This window comes from Mesorhizobium dulcispinae, assembly GCF_033977345.1.
GTDB lineage: Bacteria > Pseudomonadota > Alphaproteobacteria > Rhizobiales > Rhizobiaceae > Mesorhizobium > Mesorhizobium dulcispinae.
On sequence record NZ_JAVIIY010000013.1, the window covers coordinates 146461 to 164634 of the forward strand.

General features: G+C 62.1%; 14 protein-coding genes and 1 pseudogene. 12 read left to right on the plus strand and 3 right to left on the minus strand.

The window, feature by feature from the left end; all coding sequences use genetic code 11:
• Positions 1 to 38: 38 nt before the first annotated feature.
• From RFN30_RS25090 to RFN30_RS25140, 11 genes are all read left to right on the plus strand, one after another.
• The gene (locus tag RFN30_RS25090; RefSeq protein ID WP_320264755.1) at positions 39 to 1061 is read left to right on the plus strand and encodes an ABC transporter substrate-binding protein; all 1023 of its coding nucleotides are present in this window, start codon (positions 39 to 41) and stop codon (positions 1059 to 1061) included.
• Positions 1058 to 2137 (plus strand): ABC transporter substrate-binding protein, encoded by a 1080-nt coding sequence (locus tag RFN30_RS25095; RefSeq protein ID WP_320264756.1) that lies wholly within the window; start codon positions 1058 to 1060, stop codon positions 2135 to 2137. Before RFN30_RS25090 ends, RFN30_RS25095 begins: the two co-directional genes overlap by 4 nt.
• Positions 2134 to 2721, plus strand: coding sequence for an SCO family protein (locus tag RFN30_RS25100; protein WP_320264757.1), 588 nt, complete (start codon positions 2134 to 2136; stop codon positions 2719 to 2721). The genes RFN30_RS25095 and RFN30_RS25100 overlap by 4 nt, the downstream gene beginning before the upstream one ends.
• The gene (locus RFN30_RS25105; RefSeq protein ID WP_320264758.1) at positions 2687 to 4798 is read left to right on the plus strand and encodes an ATP-binding protein; all 2112 of its coding nucleotides are present in this window, start codon (positions 2687 to 2689) and stop codon (positions 4796 to 4798) included. The genes RFN30_RS25100 and RFN30_RS25105 overlap by 35 nt, the downstream gene beginning before the upstream one ends.
• Entirely contained in the window at positions 4795 to 5160 is a 366-nt protein-coding gene (locus RFN30_RS25110) for a response regulator (RefSeq protein WP_320264759.1), read from the plus strand. Before RFN30_RS25105 ends, RFN30_RS25110 begins: the two co-directional genes overlap by 4 nt.
• Before the next feature lie 12 nt (positions 5161 to 5172).
• Positions 5173 to 6321: an adenylate/guanylate cyclase domain-containing protein gene (locus tag RFN30_RS25115; RefSeq protein ID WP_320264760.1), complete on the plus strand. Its 1149-nt coding sequence runs from the start codon at positions 5173 to 5175 to the stop codon at positions 6319 to 6321.
• Between the two features lie 501 nt (positions 6322 to 6822).
• Positions 6823 to 7470, plus strand: a complete 648-nt coding sequence (gene nthA / locus RFN30_RS25120; protein WP_320264761.1) for a nitrile hydratase subunit alpha — start codon at positions 6823 to 6825, stop codon at positions 7468 to 7470.
• Positions 7470 to 8126: a nitrile hydratase subunit beta gene (nthB, locus tag RFN30_RS25125; RefSeq protein ID WP_320264762.1), complete on the plus strand. Its 657-nt coding sequence runs from the start codon at positions 7470 to 7472 to the stop codon at positions 8124 to 8126. Before nthA ends, nthB begins: the two co-directional genes overlap by 1 nt.
• A gap of 10 nt (positions 8127 to 8136) precedes the next feature.
• Positions 8137 to 8502 carry a nitrile hydratase accessory protein gene (locus RFN30_RS25130; protein WP_320264763.1) on the plus strand — a complete coding sequence of 122 codons (366 nt, stop codon included), beginning with the start codon at positions 8137 to 8139 and terminating at the stop codon, positions 8500 to 8502.
• A gap of 392 nt (positions 8503 to 8894) precedes the next feature.
• On the plus strand, positions 8895 to 10133 hold the full coding sequence (locus RFN30_RS25135; RefSeq protein WP_320264764.1) for an NAD(P)-binding domain-containing protein: 1239 nt from the start codon (positions 8895 to 8897) through the stop codon (positions 10131 to 10133).
• Between the two features lie 452 nt (positions 10134 to 10585).
• Entirely contained in the window at positions 10586 to 15148 is a 4563-nt protein-coding gene (locus RFN30_RS25140) for an nSTAND1 domain-containing NTPase (protein ID WP_320264765.1), read from the plus strand.
• A gap of 418 nt (positions 15149 to 15566) precedes the next feature.
• On the opposite strand, the gene RFN30_RS25145 is transcribed toward RFN30_RS25140, so the two are convergent.
• The 3 genes and pseudogenes from RFN30_RS25145 to RFN30_RS25155 form a co-directional block, all read right to left on the minus strand.
• Positions 15567 to 16187 carry an abortive infection family protein gene (locus RFN30_RS25145; protein ID WP_320264770.1) on the minus strand — a complete coding sequence of 207 codons (621 nt, stop codon included), beginning with the start codon at positions 16185 to 16187 and terminating at the stop codon, positions 15567 to 15569.
• A 93-nt stretch (positions 16188 to 16280) separates the two neighbouring features.
• Positions 16281 to 16417, minus strand: a pseudogene (locus RFN30_RS25150) (SAM-dependent methyltransferase); the annotation flags it as partial.
• A 10-nt stretch (positions 16418 to 16427) separates the two neighbouring features.
• A complete protein-coding gene (locus tag RFN30_RS25155) occupies positions 16428 to 17342 on the minus strand; it encodes an SDR family oxidoreductase (protein ID WP_320264766.1) in 915 nt (304 codons plus the stop codon).
• 76 nt (positions 17343 to 17418) lie between these two features.
• On the opposite strand from RFN30_RS25155, the gene RFN30_RS25160 reads away from it, so the two are divergent.
• On the plus strand, positions 17419 to 18027 hold the full coding sequence (locus RFN30_RS25160; protein WP_320264767.1) for a TetR/AcrR family transcriptional regulator: 609 nt from the start codon (positions 17419 to 17421) through the stop codon (positions 18025 to 18027).
• Positions 18028 to 18174 lie beyond the last annotated feature (147 nt).

Below are 18174 nucleotides of genomic sequence, written 5' to 3' on the forward strand. Positions count from 1 at the left end.
CGGTGTCACACTGGCCAGCATTTGGAAGGGAGGTCTCCATGCATACCCTATACCTTGGACGGTTCAGCCGACGCAGCTTCTTGCATGGGATGACGATGGCGGGGACAGCCGGGCTCCTGGGCTGGCCCCACCCCAGCCGGGCCGCTGCCGAGCCGCCGCCTGAGACGACGCGGATCCGGCTCGTCCGGATTCCCAGCATCTGTCAGGCCCCCCAGTACGTAGCCGAGGAACTGCTGCGCAGCGAAGGGTTCACCGACGTGCAGTACATCCAAAGGGAGGGGACCGCGGACATCGCGCCGGCCCTCGCGTCCGGTGAAGCCGACGTCAACAATCATTTCGCCGCCCCGCTCCTTCTCCGCCTGGAGGCGGGGGATCCCATCGTCATCCTGGGAGGACTCCACGTCGGCTGCTTTGAGCTGTTCGGGAACGATCGCGTCCAATCGATCCGTGACCTCAAGGGCAAGACCGTGGCCGTGCCGTCGCGTGATTCCAGCCGATACGTCTTTCTCGCCGCTATGACGGCGTATGTGGGCCTCGACCTCCACAACGACATAAATTTCGTCACGCATCCGGGACCCGAGTCCATCCGGCTCCTGAGTGAGGGGAAGATCGATGCCTACCTGGGCTTTCCCCCCGAACCGCAGGAGATGCGGGAGCAGCGGATCGGCCATGTGGTGATCAGCAGCACCGTCGACAGGCCCTGGTCGCAATATTTCTGCTGCATGCTGGCTGCAAACCGGGAGTTCGTCCGCAAGTATCCGGTGGCCACCAAACGCGCGCTGCGCGCCATCCTGAAAGCGGCGGATTTCTGCGCCAGCGAGCCCGAGCTGTCCGCGCAGCTCTTGGTGGAACAGGGCTACACCAAGCGCTATGATCATGCCCTCCAGGCGATAAAGGCGATCCCCTACGGTTGGCGTGAGTATAGCGCTGAAGACACCCTGCGCTTCTACGCCCTGCGCCTCCACGAGGTCGGGATGCTCAAGAGCACCCCCCAGCAGCTCCTAGCCCAGGGCACCGACTGGCGTTTCCTCGACGAGTTGAAGCGCGAGTTGAGGACATGAGGCGGACCCGCCCACGCATCTTCCGAGAAGGAGGATCTTCAACGAAGATCATCCAGACTCGCCGTCATTTCCTGGTCGGCGCCGCAGCCGCCGGTGCGGCCGGGTTCTTGGGCAGCACGACAGGATCCCGCGCCGAGCCGCCGCCGGAAACGACGACGGTCCGCCTGGCGAATGGATTGGCGGGTTCTTGTTGGGCGCCACAATTCGTTGCTCAGGACCTACTGCGGGCCGAAGGCTTCACTGATGTCCGGTACGTGGTACCGGATTGGGACAAGGATATGCTGCAGGACACCTCGGTGTGGATGACGCGCGGCGAGATCGATTTCGACTGGCAATTCGTGCCGGTAACCATCGCGATGATCGAAGCCGGCATTCCGGTCAAGATCCTGGTCGGCTTGCACTCGGGTTGCCTCGAACTGATGGCGCACGAGGGCATCAGCAAAATCACCGACCTGAAGGGCAAGCGGGTGGGGGTGGATTCATGGCATTGGGCTGCGCGCGTGTTCCTGTCCCTGATGACCGCCTATGTTGGATTGGATCCCAACAGCGACTTCGAATGGGTGGAAAGCAAGGAACTCGGCCTCGAGGCTGGATCGCTAAAGCTCTTCGCCAACGGCAAGATCGACGCTTTTCTTGGCACTACGCCGCAGCCGCAGATGCTCCGCGCCCGGAAGATTGGGCACTCGATCCTCGACACCAAGATCGACCGTCCGTGGTCGCACTTCTACTGCTGCACCCTGGCCGCCAGCGGCGACTATGCCAGCAAGTATCCGGTCGCGACCAAGCGTGTGCTTCGCGCCATCCTCAAATCGATCGACCTGTGCGGCTCAGCACCGCAGGCGGTGGCGCGGCAGCTGGTCGATCGCGGTCTCGCCGACAACTACGAACTGCTTGCCCAGTCGTTGACCGGGATCGGCTACGACCGGTGGCGGGACTTCGACACAGACGATGCGATCCGGTTCTATACGCTGCGGATGCGGGAAGTCGGCATGAGCAAGGCCAACCCAATCGATATCATAGCCCATGGCACGAACTGGCAGTTTCTCAACGAGATCAAGCGCGAGCTGAAAACGTGAGCAGGTGGCTGGCCCGGCTGTCGCTGCTGGCGGCGTTGATCGCAGGTCCGGCACACACGCATGACGCGGAGCACGACGAGCGCCTGCCGGTGATAGGGACTGCGCCGGACTTTACCCTGATGTCGCAGGATCGCACGCTCGTCTCGTTGCATGACCTCCGCGGCAGGGTGGTCGCCGTTGCCTTCATCTTTGCCGCCTGCACCGATGTCTGCCCGATGCTGACCGACAACATGGCCCGTGTGCGCGAGAAGCTCGGCGGTACGTTCGGAACCAAGGTCGCCTTCGTTTCAATCACGGTCGACCCGGAGCGCGACACGCCGAAAGTGTTGAAGGAGTATGCTCAGGCCTTCGACGCAGATTTGGAGGGGTGGTGGTTCCTGACCGGCGATCCTGCGGCCGTACACGAGGTCGGTCGCCAATACGGTGTCATTGCAATTAAGAAAGCCAACGGCGACGTCGACCATACGTTGCTGACGTCTCTCATAGACCCGGCGGGCAACTTGCGCGTACAATATCTTGGTGCTGGGTTCGACCTAGAGGAGTTCCGGGGTGACCTTCTCAGCCTCGTGGACGAGGCCAGGTAACGTCACCAGCCGATTGGTGGGCTGGGTGGCGAGGTTTCCTGCGCGCGTCCAGACCAAGCTTTTGATCGCCTTCCTGTCGATTGTCGGCCTGCTGATCGTGCTCGGCGCTGTCGGGTTGCAGGTGCTGAGCGGCGTCAATGATCAGACGAACGAGCTGATCAAATTGCAGCGCAAGATCGCAGCGTATCGTCAGGTCCAGCACGATACGACCAACCAGCTCTACGGCATCTCGACCGCGCTGTTGCTGCAGGACGACCGGCTGCTGGATGCGGCGCTGCGCCAACTCAACCAGTTCGGCTACGACCTCGACCGCATGGAGTTTGTGGCCGCGAGCGAGGCCGAGGTGCTCGGCCAGGTCCGAGAGGAATACGGCCGGCTCACGACCGCGGTCACGCACGTCGCAGAGCTCGTCCGCGCCGGTCGAGTGGAGGAGGCGCGCAAAGTCCAGCAGGATGGGATCATGACGTCGGCCGATCGCCTCGAGCGGCTGACCAATCAGCTGGTCAACATCGCCGAAGCCGACATGGTGACCGCGATCGAGACAACCGAAGGGGCGTATGCGACCTCCCGGCTGATCGTGCTGTCCTTTGCCGTCGGCAGCATCCTGCTGGCGCTGGGGCTCGGCTACATTATCTCCTGGTCGCTGATCGAGCCGGTGACGAAGATCGAGGCGCGCCTCAACCAGATTGCAGCCGGCGATTTTGCGCAAAAGGTCGAGGTCGCCAACCGCGATGAGCTCGGTGCCCTTGCAGGCAACGTCAACCAGACGTCGGAGCAGCTGGGACGGCTCTATCGGGAGGTCCAGTCGCGCACGGCCGAACTCGCCCGCTCGGTCGGCGAGCTGGAGGCGCTCGGCGAAGTCAGCAAGGCGGTCAACTCGACGCTCGATCTCGACACCGTGCTAAAGACGATCGTGGCCAAGGCGGTTCAGCTGTCGGAAACGGATGCGGGCACGATCTACGTTTTCAGCAACACGCGGCAGCAATTCCGCCCGCGTGCCAACTACGGCATGAACGACGAGCTGATCGCGGCAATCTCGCACCAGACGATCGGGCTGGCCGACATGGGCATCGGCGACGCGCCCGGGCGCTGCACGCCAGTGCAGTTTCCCGACCTGAGGGAGCAGACTTCCTCCTACCCGGTGAGAAAGACGATCGTCGATGCCGGGTATCGCGGTATCCTGATCGTTCCGCTGCTCAGGCCAAGCAAGATCGTCGGCGCGCTTGTCGTCAGGCGCCACGAGCCGGGTGCGTTTGATGAGCAGGTCGTCCACCTCATGGAGACGTTCGCTGCCCAATCGGTGCTCGCGATTCAGAACGCAAAACTGTTCCGCGAGATAGAGGAGAAAGGCCAGGAGCTGGAGGCCGCCAGCCGCCACAAGTCGCAGTTCCTGGCGAACATGAGCCATGAGCTCAGGACGCCGCTCAATTCGGTGCTGGGCTTCACCGAGCTCCTGGTCGACGGGATCTACGGCGAGCTTCCGGAAAAGGCAAAGACGACCATTGCGCGCGTGCAGGCCAATGGCCGCCACCTTCTCGGGCTCATCAACGACGTGCTCGACCTTTCCAAGATCGAAGCTGGCCAGCTGACGCTGGCGATCGAGGATTACTCGGTCGGACAGATTGTTCGAACGACCGTCGCCGCCGTCGAGCCGCTGGCGCAATCGAAAGGCCTCGTGCTTTCAACGATCGTTGCCGATAACCTTCCGATCGGCCGCGGAGATGAGCGCCGGTTAACGCAGGTCCTGCTCAACCTTGCAGGCAATGCGGTCAAGTTCACGGAGACGGGTGCGGTCGACATTCTTGCCGATGCGATCGACGGGCGTTTCGAGATAGCGGTACGGGACACCGGTCCGGGCATTGCCCCTAAAGACCAGCGGCTCATCTTCGAGGAGTTCCAGCAGGTCGACAGCAGCAGCACGAGGCAGAAGGGCGGCACGGGCCTTGGCCTGGCGATCTCCAAGCGCATCGTGGAAATGCATGGCGGAACCATCGACGTCGAGTCCGTGCTCGGGTCGGGCTCGACGTTCCGCATGAAGCTACCGATCCGTGTGGAAGAGGATGTGATGGCCGCATGAGCAAACGGATCTTGATGGTGGAGGACACCGAAGACAATCGCCAGATCATCCGCGATCTTATCGCGACCACGGACTATGAGCTGATCGAGGCGGCGGACGGCGCGGCCGGCGTCACTGCCGCCGCAGAGCACAGGCCCGACCTCATCCTCATGGATATTCAGCTTCCCGTCATGGACGGCTACGAAGCCGCGCGCCGCATCAAGGCCGACCCGGCGCTGCAGCACATTCCGATCATCGCCGTCACCTCCTATGCACTATCCGGCGACGAGGCGAAGGCTCTCGCCGCGGGGTGCGACGGCTACATCGCCAAGCCGTTCAGCCCGCGCCAGCTGCTGGCGAAAATCCGTGAGCTCCTTGTCTGAGGGGATTTTGCCGTGCACAATCCGCCTCGCATTCTCGCGGTCGACGATACGCCGGAAAACCTTGAGATCCTGCGTATGCGGCTCGAGGCGAATGGATACGAGGTGGTGACCGCGGCGGACGGCGAAGAGGGTCTGGCGAAGGCCCGTCAGCTCGAACCGGACCTGATCCTGCTCGACATCATGATGCCCAAGCTCGACGGCATCAGCGTGGTGCGCATGGTCAAGCAGGATGATGCGCTGCGATCGACCCCGGTTATTCTCGTCACGGCAAAGGCAGACACACGCGATGTCGTCGAGGGACTGGATGCCGGCGGCGATGACTACCTCACCAAGCCGTTCGAGCATCGGGCGCTGCTGGCACGCGTGCGCTCGATGCTTCGCCAGAAGGCTCTGAACGATACGGTGGCAAGCCAGACGCGACGCCTTCAGGAACAAGCAGCACAGCTGGCCGATTGGAACCGCTCGCTGGAGCGGACAGTGGCGGAGCAGGTGACGGAGATCGAGCGAATGGCCCGGCTCCGGCGCTTCCTACCCGAGCAGGTCGCCGACCTCATCGTTGCGGCGGGCAATGGCGAGACGCTGTTGCAGAGTCACCGTCGCGAGGTGACCGTCGTCTTCTGCGACCTGCGCGGCTTCACGGCCTTCGCCGAGACCGCCGAGCCCGAAGAAGTGATGTCGGTTCTCAGCGAGTATCACGCTTGCCTCGGCGATCAGATCGTTCGCCACGGCGGAACTTTGGAGCGGTTCGTCGGCGACGGCATCGTCATTGTCTTCAACGACCCGCTGCCCTGCGCCGATCATACCGAGAAAGCGGTGTCGATGGCCGTAGCGATGCGCGACACGATCGACGAGCACTCGGAGCGATGGCGCAAGCGCGACTACCGGCTCGGCTTCGGAATCGGAATTGCCCGGGGGCACGCGACCATCGGAAGGATCGGCTTCGACCAGCGGTCAGACTATGCGGTTATCGGCACCGTGCCGAATCATGCGGCCCGACTGTGCGAGGGAGCCAAGTCTCGCCAGATTCTCGTTAGCCAGCGCGTTCTTGGCGCCGTCGAACCATTGGTCGAAGCGATTCCCCTCGGCGAAGTGACGCTGAAGGGCTTTCTCCGCCCGATGCCTGCCTATGAAATCGTGCGGTGGCTCGGTCGGCCAAGCTAGTGTTGGGCGCACTCTGGTCACTTCGGACGATACGACCCGTCGAACATCCGGCACAAAGCATCTCAGCCATCGACCGATCTCGAAAGCGCCGCAGCGGGAGGAAAGCGGTCATTCCGCCGGCAGCAACCGAATGGCAATAATTGGCGTGAAGCGGTCCGCGCTCCGCTAGATGAAAAGGTCTACTTTCTAGCCCAATCATCTCGAGAGGGGACAGTCAGTTTCCGTGATGAGTTTCGGGCGCCGGCAGGCGCCCGAAACTCATCACGGAAGCAGTGGGACCGCTTGTGGTGGAAGAAGAACGATAGCGGACATTCGACTTCCAATGTACTATGCCGTGAGTGCCCCAAAGCGGACGGTCGAGATCCCTCTCCCCAATGTCCAGCCTGGGTCGCTCACCGCCTGGGCATCCCCAGTGTGAAGGGGCCATCGGGTCGGCGGGGATTGACGCCATTTCACTTTCGGTCAAACACTACCTGTCACCGAACATCGACGGAGGTCGTGATGTCGGAGGATCATACCAACAGGCTCGGTGCGATTCATCGAGAGTTGCACAGCCATCTCCCATCTGAGCCTGCGCTGCGGGTGAAGGCGCTCGAAAGCCTCCTCGTTGAGAAAGGACTGCTTGATCCCGGGACCGTCGATGCCTGGATCGAGGTCTACACCGAGGAGATCGGCCCCAAGCGTGGCGCAGAGCTTGTCGCACGAGCCTGGACCGATCCGGCCTTCCACGACAGGCTCCTCGCCGATGGAACCGCAGTGATTACCGAGATCGGCTTCGAGGGCTTGGCCGGCGGCCACCTCAGGGTCGTTGAAAACACTCCGGCAGTTCACAACCTCGTCGTCTGCACGCTGTGCTCGTGTTATCCGCTCGCTGTCCTCGGCATTCCGCCCAACTGGTATAAGACTGCTGCCTACCGTTCGCGCGCGGTGCGCGACCCGCGCGGTGTGATCGCCGAGTTCGGGGAGGTCATTTCCGACGACCTGGAGGTTCGTGTCTGGGACTCGACGGCCGAAGTCCGCTACCTCGTACTGCCCGAGCGGCCCGCTGGCACCGAGGACTGGGACATCGCTCGTCTCGCCGACCTCGTCACTCGTGACTCCATGATTGGCACCGAGCGTGACCTCGGGCGACGCCTCGGGGCAGGATGATGGACGGCATCCACGACCTTGGCGGTAGGCAGGGCCATGGGCCTATCGACGTCAACGAGCCGCCCCACCCGTTTCATTCTGCTTGGGAGGCGCGCCTCTTCGGTATCGTCCGCGCCTACACCCGGCCGGCGACGTTCAGTATCGACTTGTTCCGCCATGCCCGAGAGTGCATCGATCCCGCCGACTATCTGACCCGTCGCTACTATGACCAGTGGCTCGAGGCCCACGCCACGATGCTGGTCGACGCCGGTGCCGCGACCGTCGAGGAACTCGCGACGGGCAAGTCGGCACGGCCCATTCCCGGGATGCCTGCTCCCATGCCGCCCGAACAGGTGGCGGCGGCCAAGAGGGCCATGAGCCGCTACGACCGAGTGTTGGACAGGCGTCCAGCGTTCGCCCGTGGCGACCGGGTGCGGACTATCGCGTCCGGCTCCCTGGGCCACACTCGGCTGCCGCAATATGCGCGCGGCCGCGACGGGGCAATCGAGATGTTCCACGGCTGTCATATTCTTCCCGACACCAACATGGCTGGCGACGGACCTGCCGAGCCGCTCTACACGGTGTCATTTCTCACCGCGGAACTTTGGCCTGAAGCGGCGGGCCGCAAGGACCGGGTCTATCTCGAGCTCTGGGAGAGCTATCTTGAGGGCGCCTGAGTCAGCGCTAATGCCGCGTGAACCGTCGCCGGACGCGCCGGTATTCAGCGTACCATGGCACGCGGAGGTCCTAGGCATCGCCAATGCTCTGATGCAAAATGGAATGTTCTCCGCCGTTGAATGGGCGGAAACTCTCGGCGCCGAAGTCCGACGGCTGGGGGATGTGGGAGAACCTGACAATGAGGAGACTTACTACCGAGCGGTGCTAGGTGCCCTGGAACAGCTGGTCGGGGAGAAGTCGCCCGACACGAGAGGATTGCTCCTCGACCGGGTCGAAGCGTGGCGGCGTGCCTACCTGAACACGCCACATGGCCAGCCAGTCACCCTCGATGCAGCGGCTCTATCGTCGCATAATGATCAGGATCACGACCACTAACGGCCTTCTTCGCCGAATGTCTCCACGCGGCCGATGTCCGCTTTCGGTAAGAGCGAAATAGCTTCGAATGACCGCAACTGGGCGCAAAGCTGCCAGTTGGGTCACGCTTGCTCTGTGTCTGATTTGCGTCCATGGCGGCGTACTCCCGGCGGGTTATCCATACTGAGGTTGTGTCAACTATTGTCTGCAGCCAGGCGCTCTTCCTGGCGAGCGTGCGCTTCCGGCCGAGATCGTTGATTTAGTCGGGCGGCTACTGGCGCCGAACCGCGCCAGACTTTGGCAGCCATTCCGCATCGAGGTGCTGCGGCGAGTTGCCCGTCGAGTAGAACACCGCGTCTCGCGCAGGTGCCCCGGGGCTGCTACAAATGCTGCTCCGGGCTTGGGGGGAGCGAATGAGCGGCGTCCTCGACGTGGTGGTCATAGGGGCTGGCTGGGCCGGGCTCGGCATAAGTCACGGACTCAGGCGCTCCGGTGTTTCCCATGTCGTTCTGGAACGTGGACGAATAGGCGAAACCTGGCGGTCGCAGCGCTGGGACTCCTTTCACTTCAACATTCCCCGCGTACTGACGGTAATGCCCGGTGATCACTATGACGGCAGCGATCCAGAAGGGGCGATGACCCGCGATGAGTTTGTCGGCATGCTGGAGGGCTACGTGTCGCGAAACAGCCTGCCTGTGCAAATCGGAGAGTCGGTGACCGAGGTAACGCCCGATGGCGCGAACGGCTACCACGTACGGACGCAGAGCCGGATGCTGAATGCTCGAAACGTGGTTGTCGCCAGCGGCAGCCTCAACCGACCAAGGCGGCCGGCGGTATCGCAGCGGATACCCGCATTTGTCCGCCAGATAGATGCATCTGATTACCGTTCCGCCACGGCCCTCGAGCCAGGGGCCATACTGGTGGTGGGCAGCGGCCAGTCTGGCGGCCAGATCGCCAAAGACCTTTCCGACGCCGGCCGCCAAGTCTTCTTCGCCACCAGCAAGATCGGGCGTATCCAGCGGCGCTATCGGGGCCGGGACGTCGTCCTGTGGCTGGTTGACTGCGGCCTGATGGACATCCGGCGGGAAGAATTCGTCCTGCCATCCGGTGCAATCCCCGGCCGCCCTCTGCAAGGCGCACTCGAAACCATCAGCCTGCAGTCGCTTAGCGCCCAGGGCGTGGTACTGCTCGGCAGGGTAGCGAGCGTCGACGGCAAGGTGCTGACCTTCGCGGGTGATGTCGCCGAGAACGTCCGGTTTGCCGACGAGAACTCGGCGACGTTGCGCCGCAAGATCGACGACTACATCGCGCGAAATAGCATCGTGGCGCCGCCCGCTACCGACGATCCGGCTGAAGTGGTGCCACCGAAGATTCCGTTCCCGCCGATCACGTCGCTCGACCTCGAGACGAGTGGCATCAGCACCATGGTCTGGTGTACTGGCTTCGACGGCGATTTCAGCTGGGTCAAAGTTCCATTCGCCCTCGGGGCGGATCAACAGCCGTCGCACGTGGACGGGATAGGAGCCGCGAGCGGGGTCTATTTTGCAGGCCTCGACTTCGCCTCTACCCGCAAATCGGGGACGATCCTGTCGAGCATCGATGAATCCCGCACGATCGTGGGACATATCGTTCGGCGCCTTGGCCAGTTGTGAGGAGTGAGCGACCGCCACCGAGATCGACCCGCCTGCTGCTATGGCGGCAGAGAACAGGCTTGTCGAGAACTATGCCACGACGTCGCTTTGGGCCAGCGGTCATTGGCAATCGATAGTTCGCGGTTCTGGTGCATTTTCACAATCGGAATGCATCAGTGGCGCCCCTGATGGCCGGGCTTGCCCCGGCCATCCAGCCACGCGCGTCTGCCGCGTGAAAAGACTTCTCTTGCCGCGCCGACGCGCGGCTCGAGGGGCCTTCCTGGGCCGTTTCTCCTTCCCGAAACCCGACTTTGAGCGCAACCAGCGCTCCTGACCCAACTCGGTCATTGCCGCCACACAAGCGGAATGTCAGGTTGCACGCCAGAAGCGGACCCCTTGCGGTCAATTCGGTGCCTCTCCCCACTAGGCGCCATTTCCTTTACTATGTTCCGCAATCGCGGGAGGGTAGCGCCTTGGATCGCGTTCACCGCAGATTGGCCACTGTCCTCGCCGCCGACGCAGTTGGCTACAGCCGTCTGACTGGCAGAGGCGAGGAAGGGGCGATTGCGACACTGCGGGCGCATCGTCAGGTCATTGACCGGGTGATCGAGCAACATGAGGGACGAGTGTTCGGGAGCGCTGGGGACAGCGTCGTCGCCGAGTTCGCGAGCCCAGTCGAAGCGGTTCGGTGCGCCACCGAAATCCAATTCGAAGTCGACAAACAAAATGCCGAACTCTCCGAGGCGAGCCGGCTACGCTTTCGCATCGGCATCAATCTCGGCGATGTTGTCGTCGAGGGTGACAATCTCATGGGCGACGGTGTGAACGTCGCCGCCCGTCTGGAAGCGCTGTCACATCCGGGTGGAATGTGCATTTCGGAAGCGGTCTACGCACAGGCCCGCGATCGGCTCTCGCTCGAATTCGTCGATCTTGGCGAGCACAGGGTGAAGAACATCGCCCGGCCTGTGCACGCTTACCGCGTGCCTCTCCCTTCGGAGGAGCAGGTCACGTCGCCTTTTCGAGGTCTCAACCCCTTCGAGTTCGAAGACGCTGACCTCTTCTTCGGACGAGCTCGGGCGACTGCCGCCTGCATAGAACGCCTGGAGCAGCAAGCTGCCAATGGCAAGGCATTCCTGCTCATCTATGGTATGAGCGGCTCGGGCAAGTCCTCTCTCCTGCGAGCAGGGCTGCTGCCTTCCATCACTCGGCCTGGCGCAGTGGCTGGCATCAATTTTTGGCGCCGCTGTCTGGTCCGCCCATCGGAGGGTCCTGATCCGGTCACATCACTGGCCGCGGGGCTGCTTCACCAAGGCGCCCTCCCTGAGCTGGCTTGCGAACCGGCAGCGCTGGCTCAACTCTGTTGGAGTTCACCTGATCGAGCTCTGGCGCTGATACGACAAGCCCACGCCAAAGCCGCGGCGTCCGCAGGTTCGGTCCCTACGCAACTGCGACTGATAGTTGCCGTCGATCAGATGGAGGAGTTGTTCACGACGGAGGAGGAGCCGGCATCGCGCGAAGTGCTGGTGCGGCTCCTCGCGGCACTCGCCGGCAGTGGACTGGCTTGGGTGATCGCGACGATCCGATCGGATTTCTTTCACCGTTGCGGCGAAGTCCCGGGCTTCTCGGGGCTGAAGGATGGGCTCGCCAGCTACGAGCTCTTGCCGCCATCCGGCCCTGAGATCGCCCAGATTATCCGCGAGCCGCCCCGCGCCGCGGGGCTCCGCTTCGAGGAGAGTCCTGATCGAGGACGGCTCGACGATGTGCTGCAGGATGCGGCAGCTGCTGATCCCAGATCTTTGCCGCTTCTCGAATTTGTGCTCGACGCTCTGTACGAGACGGGGCGGGAGCGCCGGATCCTCACCTTTGCTGCATATCAGGCACTTGGCGGCCTCGATGGGGCGATCGCGCGCCGCGCCGACGAAGTCGTAGACGCTCTCCCGCCGGACATCCAGGAGGAGCTGCCAATAGTGTTGCGTGCCCTCACCACGGTGCGCCCAGGCGATGAAACAGTTGCGGCACGTCCGGCCTTGCGCGCCGAAGTCACGGGCACGCCTCAACGATTGGCTCTCGTTCAGGCGTTGGTCGCCGCTCGCCTCCTCGTCAGTGATGAGGATGCCGCAGGCCACGTCTTCGTTCGCGTGGCACACGAAGCTTTGTTAGGCCGCTGGCCGCGCGCTAGCGACATTGTCAATTCAAACAGAAGCTTCCTCGAGACCCGGGCCCGGCTCATGGCTGACGCCCATCGCTGGCATTCGGATAACAGGAACCAGGAACTTCTCTTACCATCCGGCAAGCGTCTCGCCGAAGGCGAGGAACTGCTGCAGTCGAGACGGGAAGAAGTCGACGATCAAGTCATCGAATACATCGAGGCGTCTTCTCGTGCCCAGAAAGAGAGGGAGGAGAAGGACCGACAAGCAGAGCGGGCATTGATTGAGGCGGCCGAAGCTGCAAGACGCGAGCGCCTCGAGCGTGAGGCCGAACGCCGCAGTCTTGCGGCCGCGGCGGCGAGCCGGCTCGCACAGCGCACGCGCTATGCGGCCCTCGTTGCGACGGCGTTGGCTCTCATGGCCGGCGCGGGCGCGTTCTTCGGGTTCAGAGCCCAACAGGAAGCAACGCGGCAAGCGGAGTTGGCGGAGCAGAGCGCAGACAAGGCGAGGTCGGCCGAAAAGGAGGCCCTCGAGGCGCGCGATCAGGCGCTCCGCAATCAGTCTCTTTCGCTTTCGTTTCTTTCGCAGCAGACCGCGGCGAGCGGCGATACGGAGGCCGCGATCCTGTTGGCGCTGGAAGCGCTGCCGAAGAGTGGATCGGGGCCCGCTCGGCCATATCTCTTTGAAGCCGAGGCCGCACTTTTCAACGCTCTGTTGGTGCACCACCAAACAGCGGTCTTCAAGCACGACGCCGGGGTGACGCAGGCAGCCTTCAATCAGACGGGTGATCGCATTGTCACCGCGTCCTACGATAAGACCGCACGCATTTGGGACGTCGCGAAGGGTAGCGAGATTGCAATCTTGAAGGGCCATCAGGGACCCGTGGAGAGAGCCGGATTCAGTCCGGACGGACGCCGGGTCATTACGGCCGCAAGGGACGGCACAGCGCGCATCTGGGATGCCGACTCTGGAGCGCAGCGTGCTGTGCTTGCGCCGGTCGGCGATTATCCAACGGCTGTGTTCGATTCGAACGGCGACCGGGTGTTGACTGCGGGGCAGAACAGTCACGCGTCACTCTGGGATGCCCGGACGGGAACGAAACTCCTGAGCGTAGCCAGCACTGGAGACGGATTGGCTGGCTTCAATCCGGATGGTCGCAGCTTTGTGACCTCACAAGAACGGAAGGTCTTCGTCTGGAATGCCGCGGATGGCGCGCTGATCCGTGAATGCCGCGTTTACACCTACGCATCCACACTCACATTCAGCCCGGACGGAAGTCGGCTGTTGGTAGGCTCGTGGGGGGATATTTCATACGGCAACTTCCCTGCGCTTTGGGACCCATCGAACGGAACCGAAATCGCAAGGCTCCTTGGCCACAAGAGCGACACCCAATTACAAGGCGCAACGTTCAGTCACGACGGCCGCCGGATTGCAACGGTCTCGCTCGATGGCAGCGCACGAATCTGGGACGGAAAGTCGGGATTCTTGCTTGACGTTCTCGGTCAAGAGTCCCCCAACTTGAAACTGAAAGACATCGATCGGGACGACCGTGATGTCGAAATGAACAGCGCGTTCAGCCCCAACGATCGCCTTTTGGCCACCGCTTCCATGAACGGTCCAATACGCATCTGGGACGTCGGTCGAGCGTCGCTGTTCAGCACGATCACCGGCCATCGTGCCTTGATCGAGCACCTCGAGTTCAATCCAGTCGACAGCAATATTCTTCTCACGGCTTCACACGATGGCACCGCCCGCCTTTGGGACGTCGACGGGATTCTGACGACCGATCTGATGAACAAGTATCCGCCGACCTTCGCGGTGTTCAGTCCTGACAATGTGCATCTTCTGACTGGAGGCGGGGACGCCAAAGGGCACCTGTGGGATGTAGCCGGCCGTGAAATAGCCGAGTTCGACACAGGCGAGATTGTCAACGATGCGACGTTCAGCCCTGACGGAAGTCGGGTTGCAACCGCATCCCTTTCGGGCCGAGTTCTCATCTGGGACGTTGCGGGCAGACGCGAGATCGCGCGCCTCCAATATCCTCTCGGGCTCCTTCAAGTTCAGTTCAGTCCGAAAGGAGATCTCCTGGCGTCGAGTTCGACTGACGGCACGGCCCGGTTGTGGAACGCAGCAACTGGTATCGAAGTCGCCACTATCCAGACAAGTGGGAGGCAGATTGTTTTCAACCCGGACGGCGATCTCGTCCTCGCCGCGACCAGCGACAACGCCGCGCACCTGTTGGAAACGAACGGGACCGAACTGAAGAAACTGGTCGGGCATGAGGGCCGAATCACCGGGGCGGCATTCAGTCCGGACGGCAAACTGGTCGCTACAGCCGCACTCGACCACACCGCGCGGATCTGGTCGGTCAAGGACGGAAGCACCGTCGCGATCCTAAGAGGTCATGGCGATCAGCTCACCGAAGTCGCGTTCAGCCCGGACGGTCAGTCACTACTGACTGCCTCACGCGACGGCACCGTACGAATCTGGAGCGTCCCAGACGGAACGGAAAGGGTCGTTCTCAGGGGGCACACCGGCGCAGTGACCAGCGCGCAATTCAGTCCTAACGGTCTCTATGTCCTGACAGCCTCAACTCAGGACGGAGCGGCCCGGCTCTGGGCCGCGCGGACGGGGCGCGAGATGGCAGTGCTTGCCAGTCCGAAGGAGGAGAACAAGCGGCCGGCACCGACACGCGCGGCCTTCAATTCAGATGGAACGAGGGTCGTGATCGTGTCCTATGAAGAAGACGTTCGCGTCATCCGGGTTTTTCAGACACCCCAAGATCTCATCGATTTCGCGAAGCAAACTGTTCCACGCGAACTGACCGCGTGCGAACGGCTTCGCTTCTTCCTTCCCGTCAAAGGCGACGTTAGCGATTGTCCAAGTTGATGTCGCCAAACGCCCGTGGCTGGTGACCTAACCGGCTATGCCGTAGCCAACGAGTTAGTCGCAAAGGCGCGTATTGGATCCTATAGCAGTCATTTCCAAGCCGTTCGCGTCGACTGCATTTGGCGCTACAGCGACCAACAGCTTCCCGCTGATAACGTCCGCTCTGGGGTAACGGCGAATTCAAACAGAGCGACCGCAGTTAGGGCGCAAAGCTGCCAGTTGGGTCACGCTTGCTCTGTGTCTGATTTGCGTCCATGGCGGCGTACTCCCGGCGGGTTATCCATACTGACATTGTGGCCAATTAAACGGCGAGCGATCGTCAGCGCTGAGAAATGCCGATAGCATCTTTTCGTCTGATCCGGGCCGATGATCCGAGCGCATCCGGGTGCCTTCCCGCAGCTTTTCAGGCGAAGATTCGCTAGCCGGAGCGCTCGCGCCACGTCTCGACTAGGAACAATGCCTTGGCGCCCGCGAGGTTGACAGCCAGCGCGGCATGTCGCCCGGTCGGCCGGGCCGGCTTGGGTCCCTTGTCATGGGCATCGCTCAGTTTGTTACGCACGGCACCTAATCCCTCGACGATCGTCTGACAGCCGACAAGAATGCGTTTGAAGATTTCTTCGATGTGCTGGTCCGGCGCAAGATTCAGGCTTTCAGCCGCCGTGCGGTAAAGCCGCGGGAGCTCGTCCTTCTCGTTGTAGGACGCGCCCGACCCGTCGATGATTTGCTTGCAGACTTCCTCGAGCAAGGTGCGCGCCAAGGTGATGGCTCCTTCCGGATCGGTCTCTCTGCGGCCGATGGCGCGTTGCCAGATGGCGTGAACGCCGCTCTGATCGAACGCGGCAAGACTGTCAGACACTATCATGTCGGCCGGCTGGCTCAGAGTTGCCCGCCCCACCGCCCGCGCCAGGTCGTCCGTAGGATACTCCTCGAGCACACGCTGGGCGATGACGAGCACGTCTTCCCGCGACAGTTTCAAAAGCCTGGTCGCAACGTATTTCTGCTTGCTCGAAAAGGCCTGGTCGCGCGTTCCCGGCGCCATGCCCAGGGCCTCGCAGACATCGGTGAGGATGTTGGCGCTGATCGGGTAGAGTGCGTAAACATCGAAGGGCGCGATAGCGATATTGGTGAAGCCGGCCACGCCACGCCAGCAGACGAAAGCGACCCGCCCGCCCGGCTGGAGGGCATATGGGCGAACGCCCCCGTCGGATCGTCGAAGAACATCACCCCGAAACGCGAGAACAGGATGTCGAAGGCGCCCTCCGACCACTCGGACTGAACGTCATCTCAGCGCCACCTCGGTCATTCTTTCAGAAATTTCCCACAATCTTCGTCTGACCACCGGATCTAGTGCCTGCGGGGGAATACGTGCAGGATGCGGATGCCCACGAGTTTCACGAAACCGGTCGGGACCGTAGTAGCCACCTCCCTCCGCCTGGACGGACGTAGCCGCGTATAGAGAGGGCAGCGCGCCTTGTGATGCGGGCTGGAGCAGGAACCACAAAAGTGACCGCGCCAACCCCGCAAGGCTTCGCCGACCAAGCGTGTTGTGCACGAGATCGGTCCGCGAGACGCCGGGATGGGCTGCCATGCCCGAAAAGCCCCATCCAGCAGTGCGGCTGCGGCTATCAAGCTCAAGGGCGAACATCAAGCATGCGAGCTTCGATTGGCTGTAACCAGCCATTGGGCGATAGTTCTTTTGGAGATTGATGTCGTCAAAACCGATCCGTCCACCATTTGCAGCGAGACTTGAAAGCGCGACGACGCGGGCGTCCTTGCCTTTCGAGAGGAGCGACTTCAGACGAGCCGTCAAGGCGAAGTGGCCGAGGTAGTTCGTACCGAACTGCAGTTCGAAACCGTCTCTGGTCTCTTGCCGTTGCGGCGGGAGCATGACGCCGGCGTTGTTCACCAGAAGGTCCAGGCTCCGCTTCTCATTCTCCATCTGCTTTGCGAATGCGGCAACCGAGGACAGATCAGCCAGATCGAGCTTCCCGAAATGCACAGTCGCACCCGGCACCGCGCGTTCGATGTGGGACACCGCGTCGGCGCCCTTTTGAGGGTCGCGGCCCGCGATGGTCACGTCACATCCTGCTCGGGCGAGCGCGAGGGCCGTCTCCAATCCTAACCCACCAGTTCCAGTTACGATCGCGGTTCGTCCATGCTGGTCGGGGATGTCACCGGCGTTCCACTTTGCCATCTTGCGTCCTTTCATAATTTTCGCACTTGGTGTAAGATCAATATCGCACCGAGTGTAATTTTGCAAGAGGGCCGAGTTGGACAAATCCGGGCGTACAGAGGGCAGTGGCCTGCGGGAGCGGAAAAAGCGCGAGACGAAGAAGCGCATCACGGAGAAGGCAATCGCTCTTTTCCTCAAGCGTGGCATCGATCAGACAACACTCGACGAAATCGCCGCTGCAGCCGGAATCTCGCGCAGAACCTTCTTCTACTATTTCACGTCAAAGGACGAGATTCTGCTGTCCGTCCTAAGTGGGATTGGTGAGCTACTGACAGATGCGGTGCGAAGCGCTCCCGCGGGCTCCACGCCAATAGACGCAGTATGGGATGCAGTCGTCAGCGTTTGTGACGCTATTCCAGCCAACGACATGATTGAGCTGGACCGACTGATGCGGACGAGCCCGAGCGTGCAGGCGCGCAAGCAGGCATTCTACGTACAGCAGGAAGGTGAAATCTACGCAGCACTCAAAGAGCGGTGGCCGGAGCCCGAACGATCAACAACATTGCGCACCGTCGCGATGATCTCGGTCGGCGCTCTACGAGTTGCAGCAGACATCTTCACCCAGGAGAAGGGCACACGGCCCATGATCGAACTCCTGGACGAAATATTCGGCAGTGCCGCCAAGGAGATTCGCTCTCGTCGATAGCCCGGAATTGCACCCTTACGGCGCCCGCACTGGGTCGGACGCCGTGCCCACCGTTAAGCTGATTGAGTCCAGACCCTAGTCACCTGAATCTGAAGTTCGGTTCATTGTCTTCTGGCAGAAACGCTTGACCGATGCGAGGATCTGGTC

What these genes read in the sequence shown, in the direction of transcription:
- nthA (WP_320264761.1), top strand. Translation starts at nt 6,823, where the DNA reads ATGTCGGAGGATCATACCAACAGGCTCGGTGCGATTCATCGAGAGTTG.
- RFN30_RS25095 (WP_320264756.1), top strand. Translation starts at nt 1,058, where the DNA reads ATGAGGCGGACCCGCCCACGCATCTTCCGAGAAGGAGGATCTTCAACG.
- RFN30_RS25110 (WP_320264759.1), top strand. Translation starts at nt 4,795, where the DNA reads ATGAGCAAACGGATCTTGATGGTGGAGGACACCGAAGACAATCGCCAG.
- RFN30_RS25130 (WP_320264763.1), top strand. Translation starts at nt 8,137, where the DNA reads ATGCCGCGTGAACCGTCGCCGGACGCGCCGGTATTCAGCGTACCATGG.
- nthB (WP_320264762.1), top strand. Translation starts at nt 7,470, where the DNA reads ATGGACGGCATCCACGACCTTGGCGGTAGGCAGGGCCATGGGCCTATC.
- RFN30_RS25135 (WP_320264764.1), top strand. Translation starts at nt 8,895, where the DNA reads ATGAGCGGCGTCCTCGACGTGGTGGTCATAGGGGCTGGCTGGGCCGGG.
- RFN30_RS25145 (WP_320264770.1), bottom strand. Translation starts at nt 16,187, where the DNA reads ATGGCGCCGGGAACGCGCGACCAGGCCTTTTCGAGCAAGCAGAAATAC.
- RFN30_RS25155 (WP_320264766.1), bottom strand. Translation starts at nt 17,342, where the DNA reads ATGGCAAAGTGGAACGCCGGTGACATCCCCGACCAGCATGGACGAACC.
- RFN30_RS25090 (WP_320264755.1), top strand. Translation starts at nt 39, where the DNA reads ATGCATACCCTATACCTTGGACGGTTCAGCCGACGCAGCTTCTTGCAT.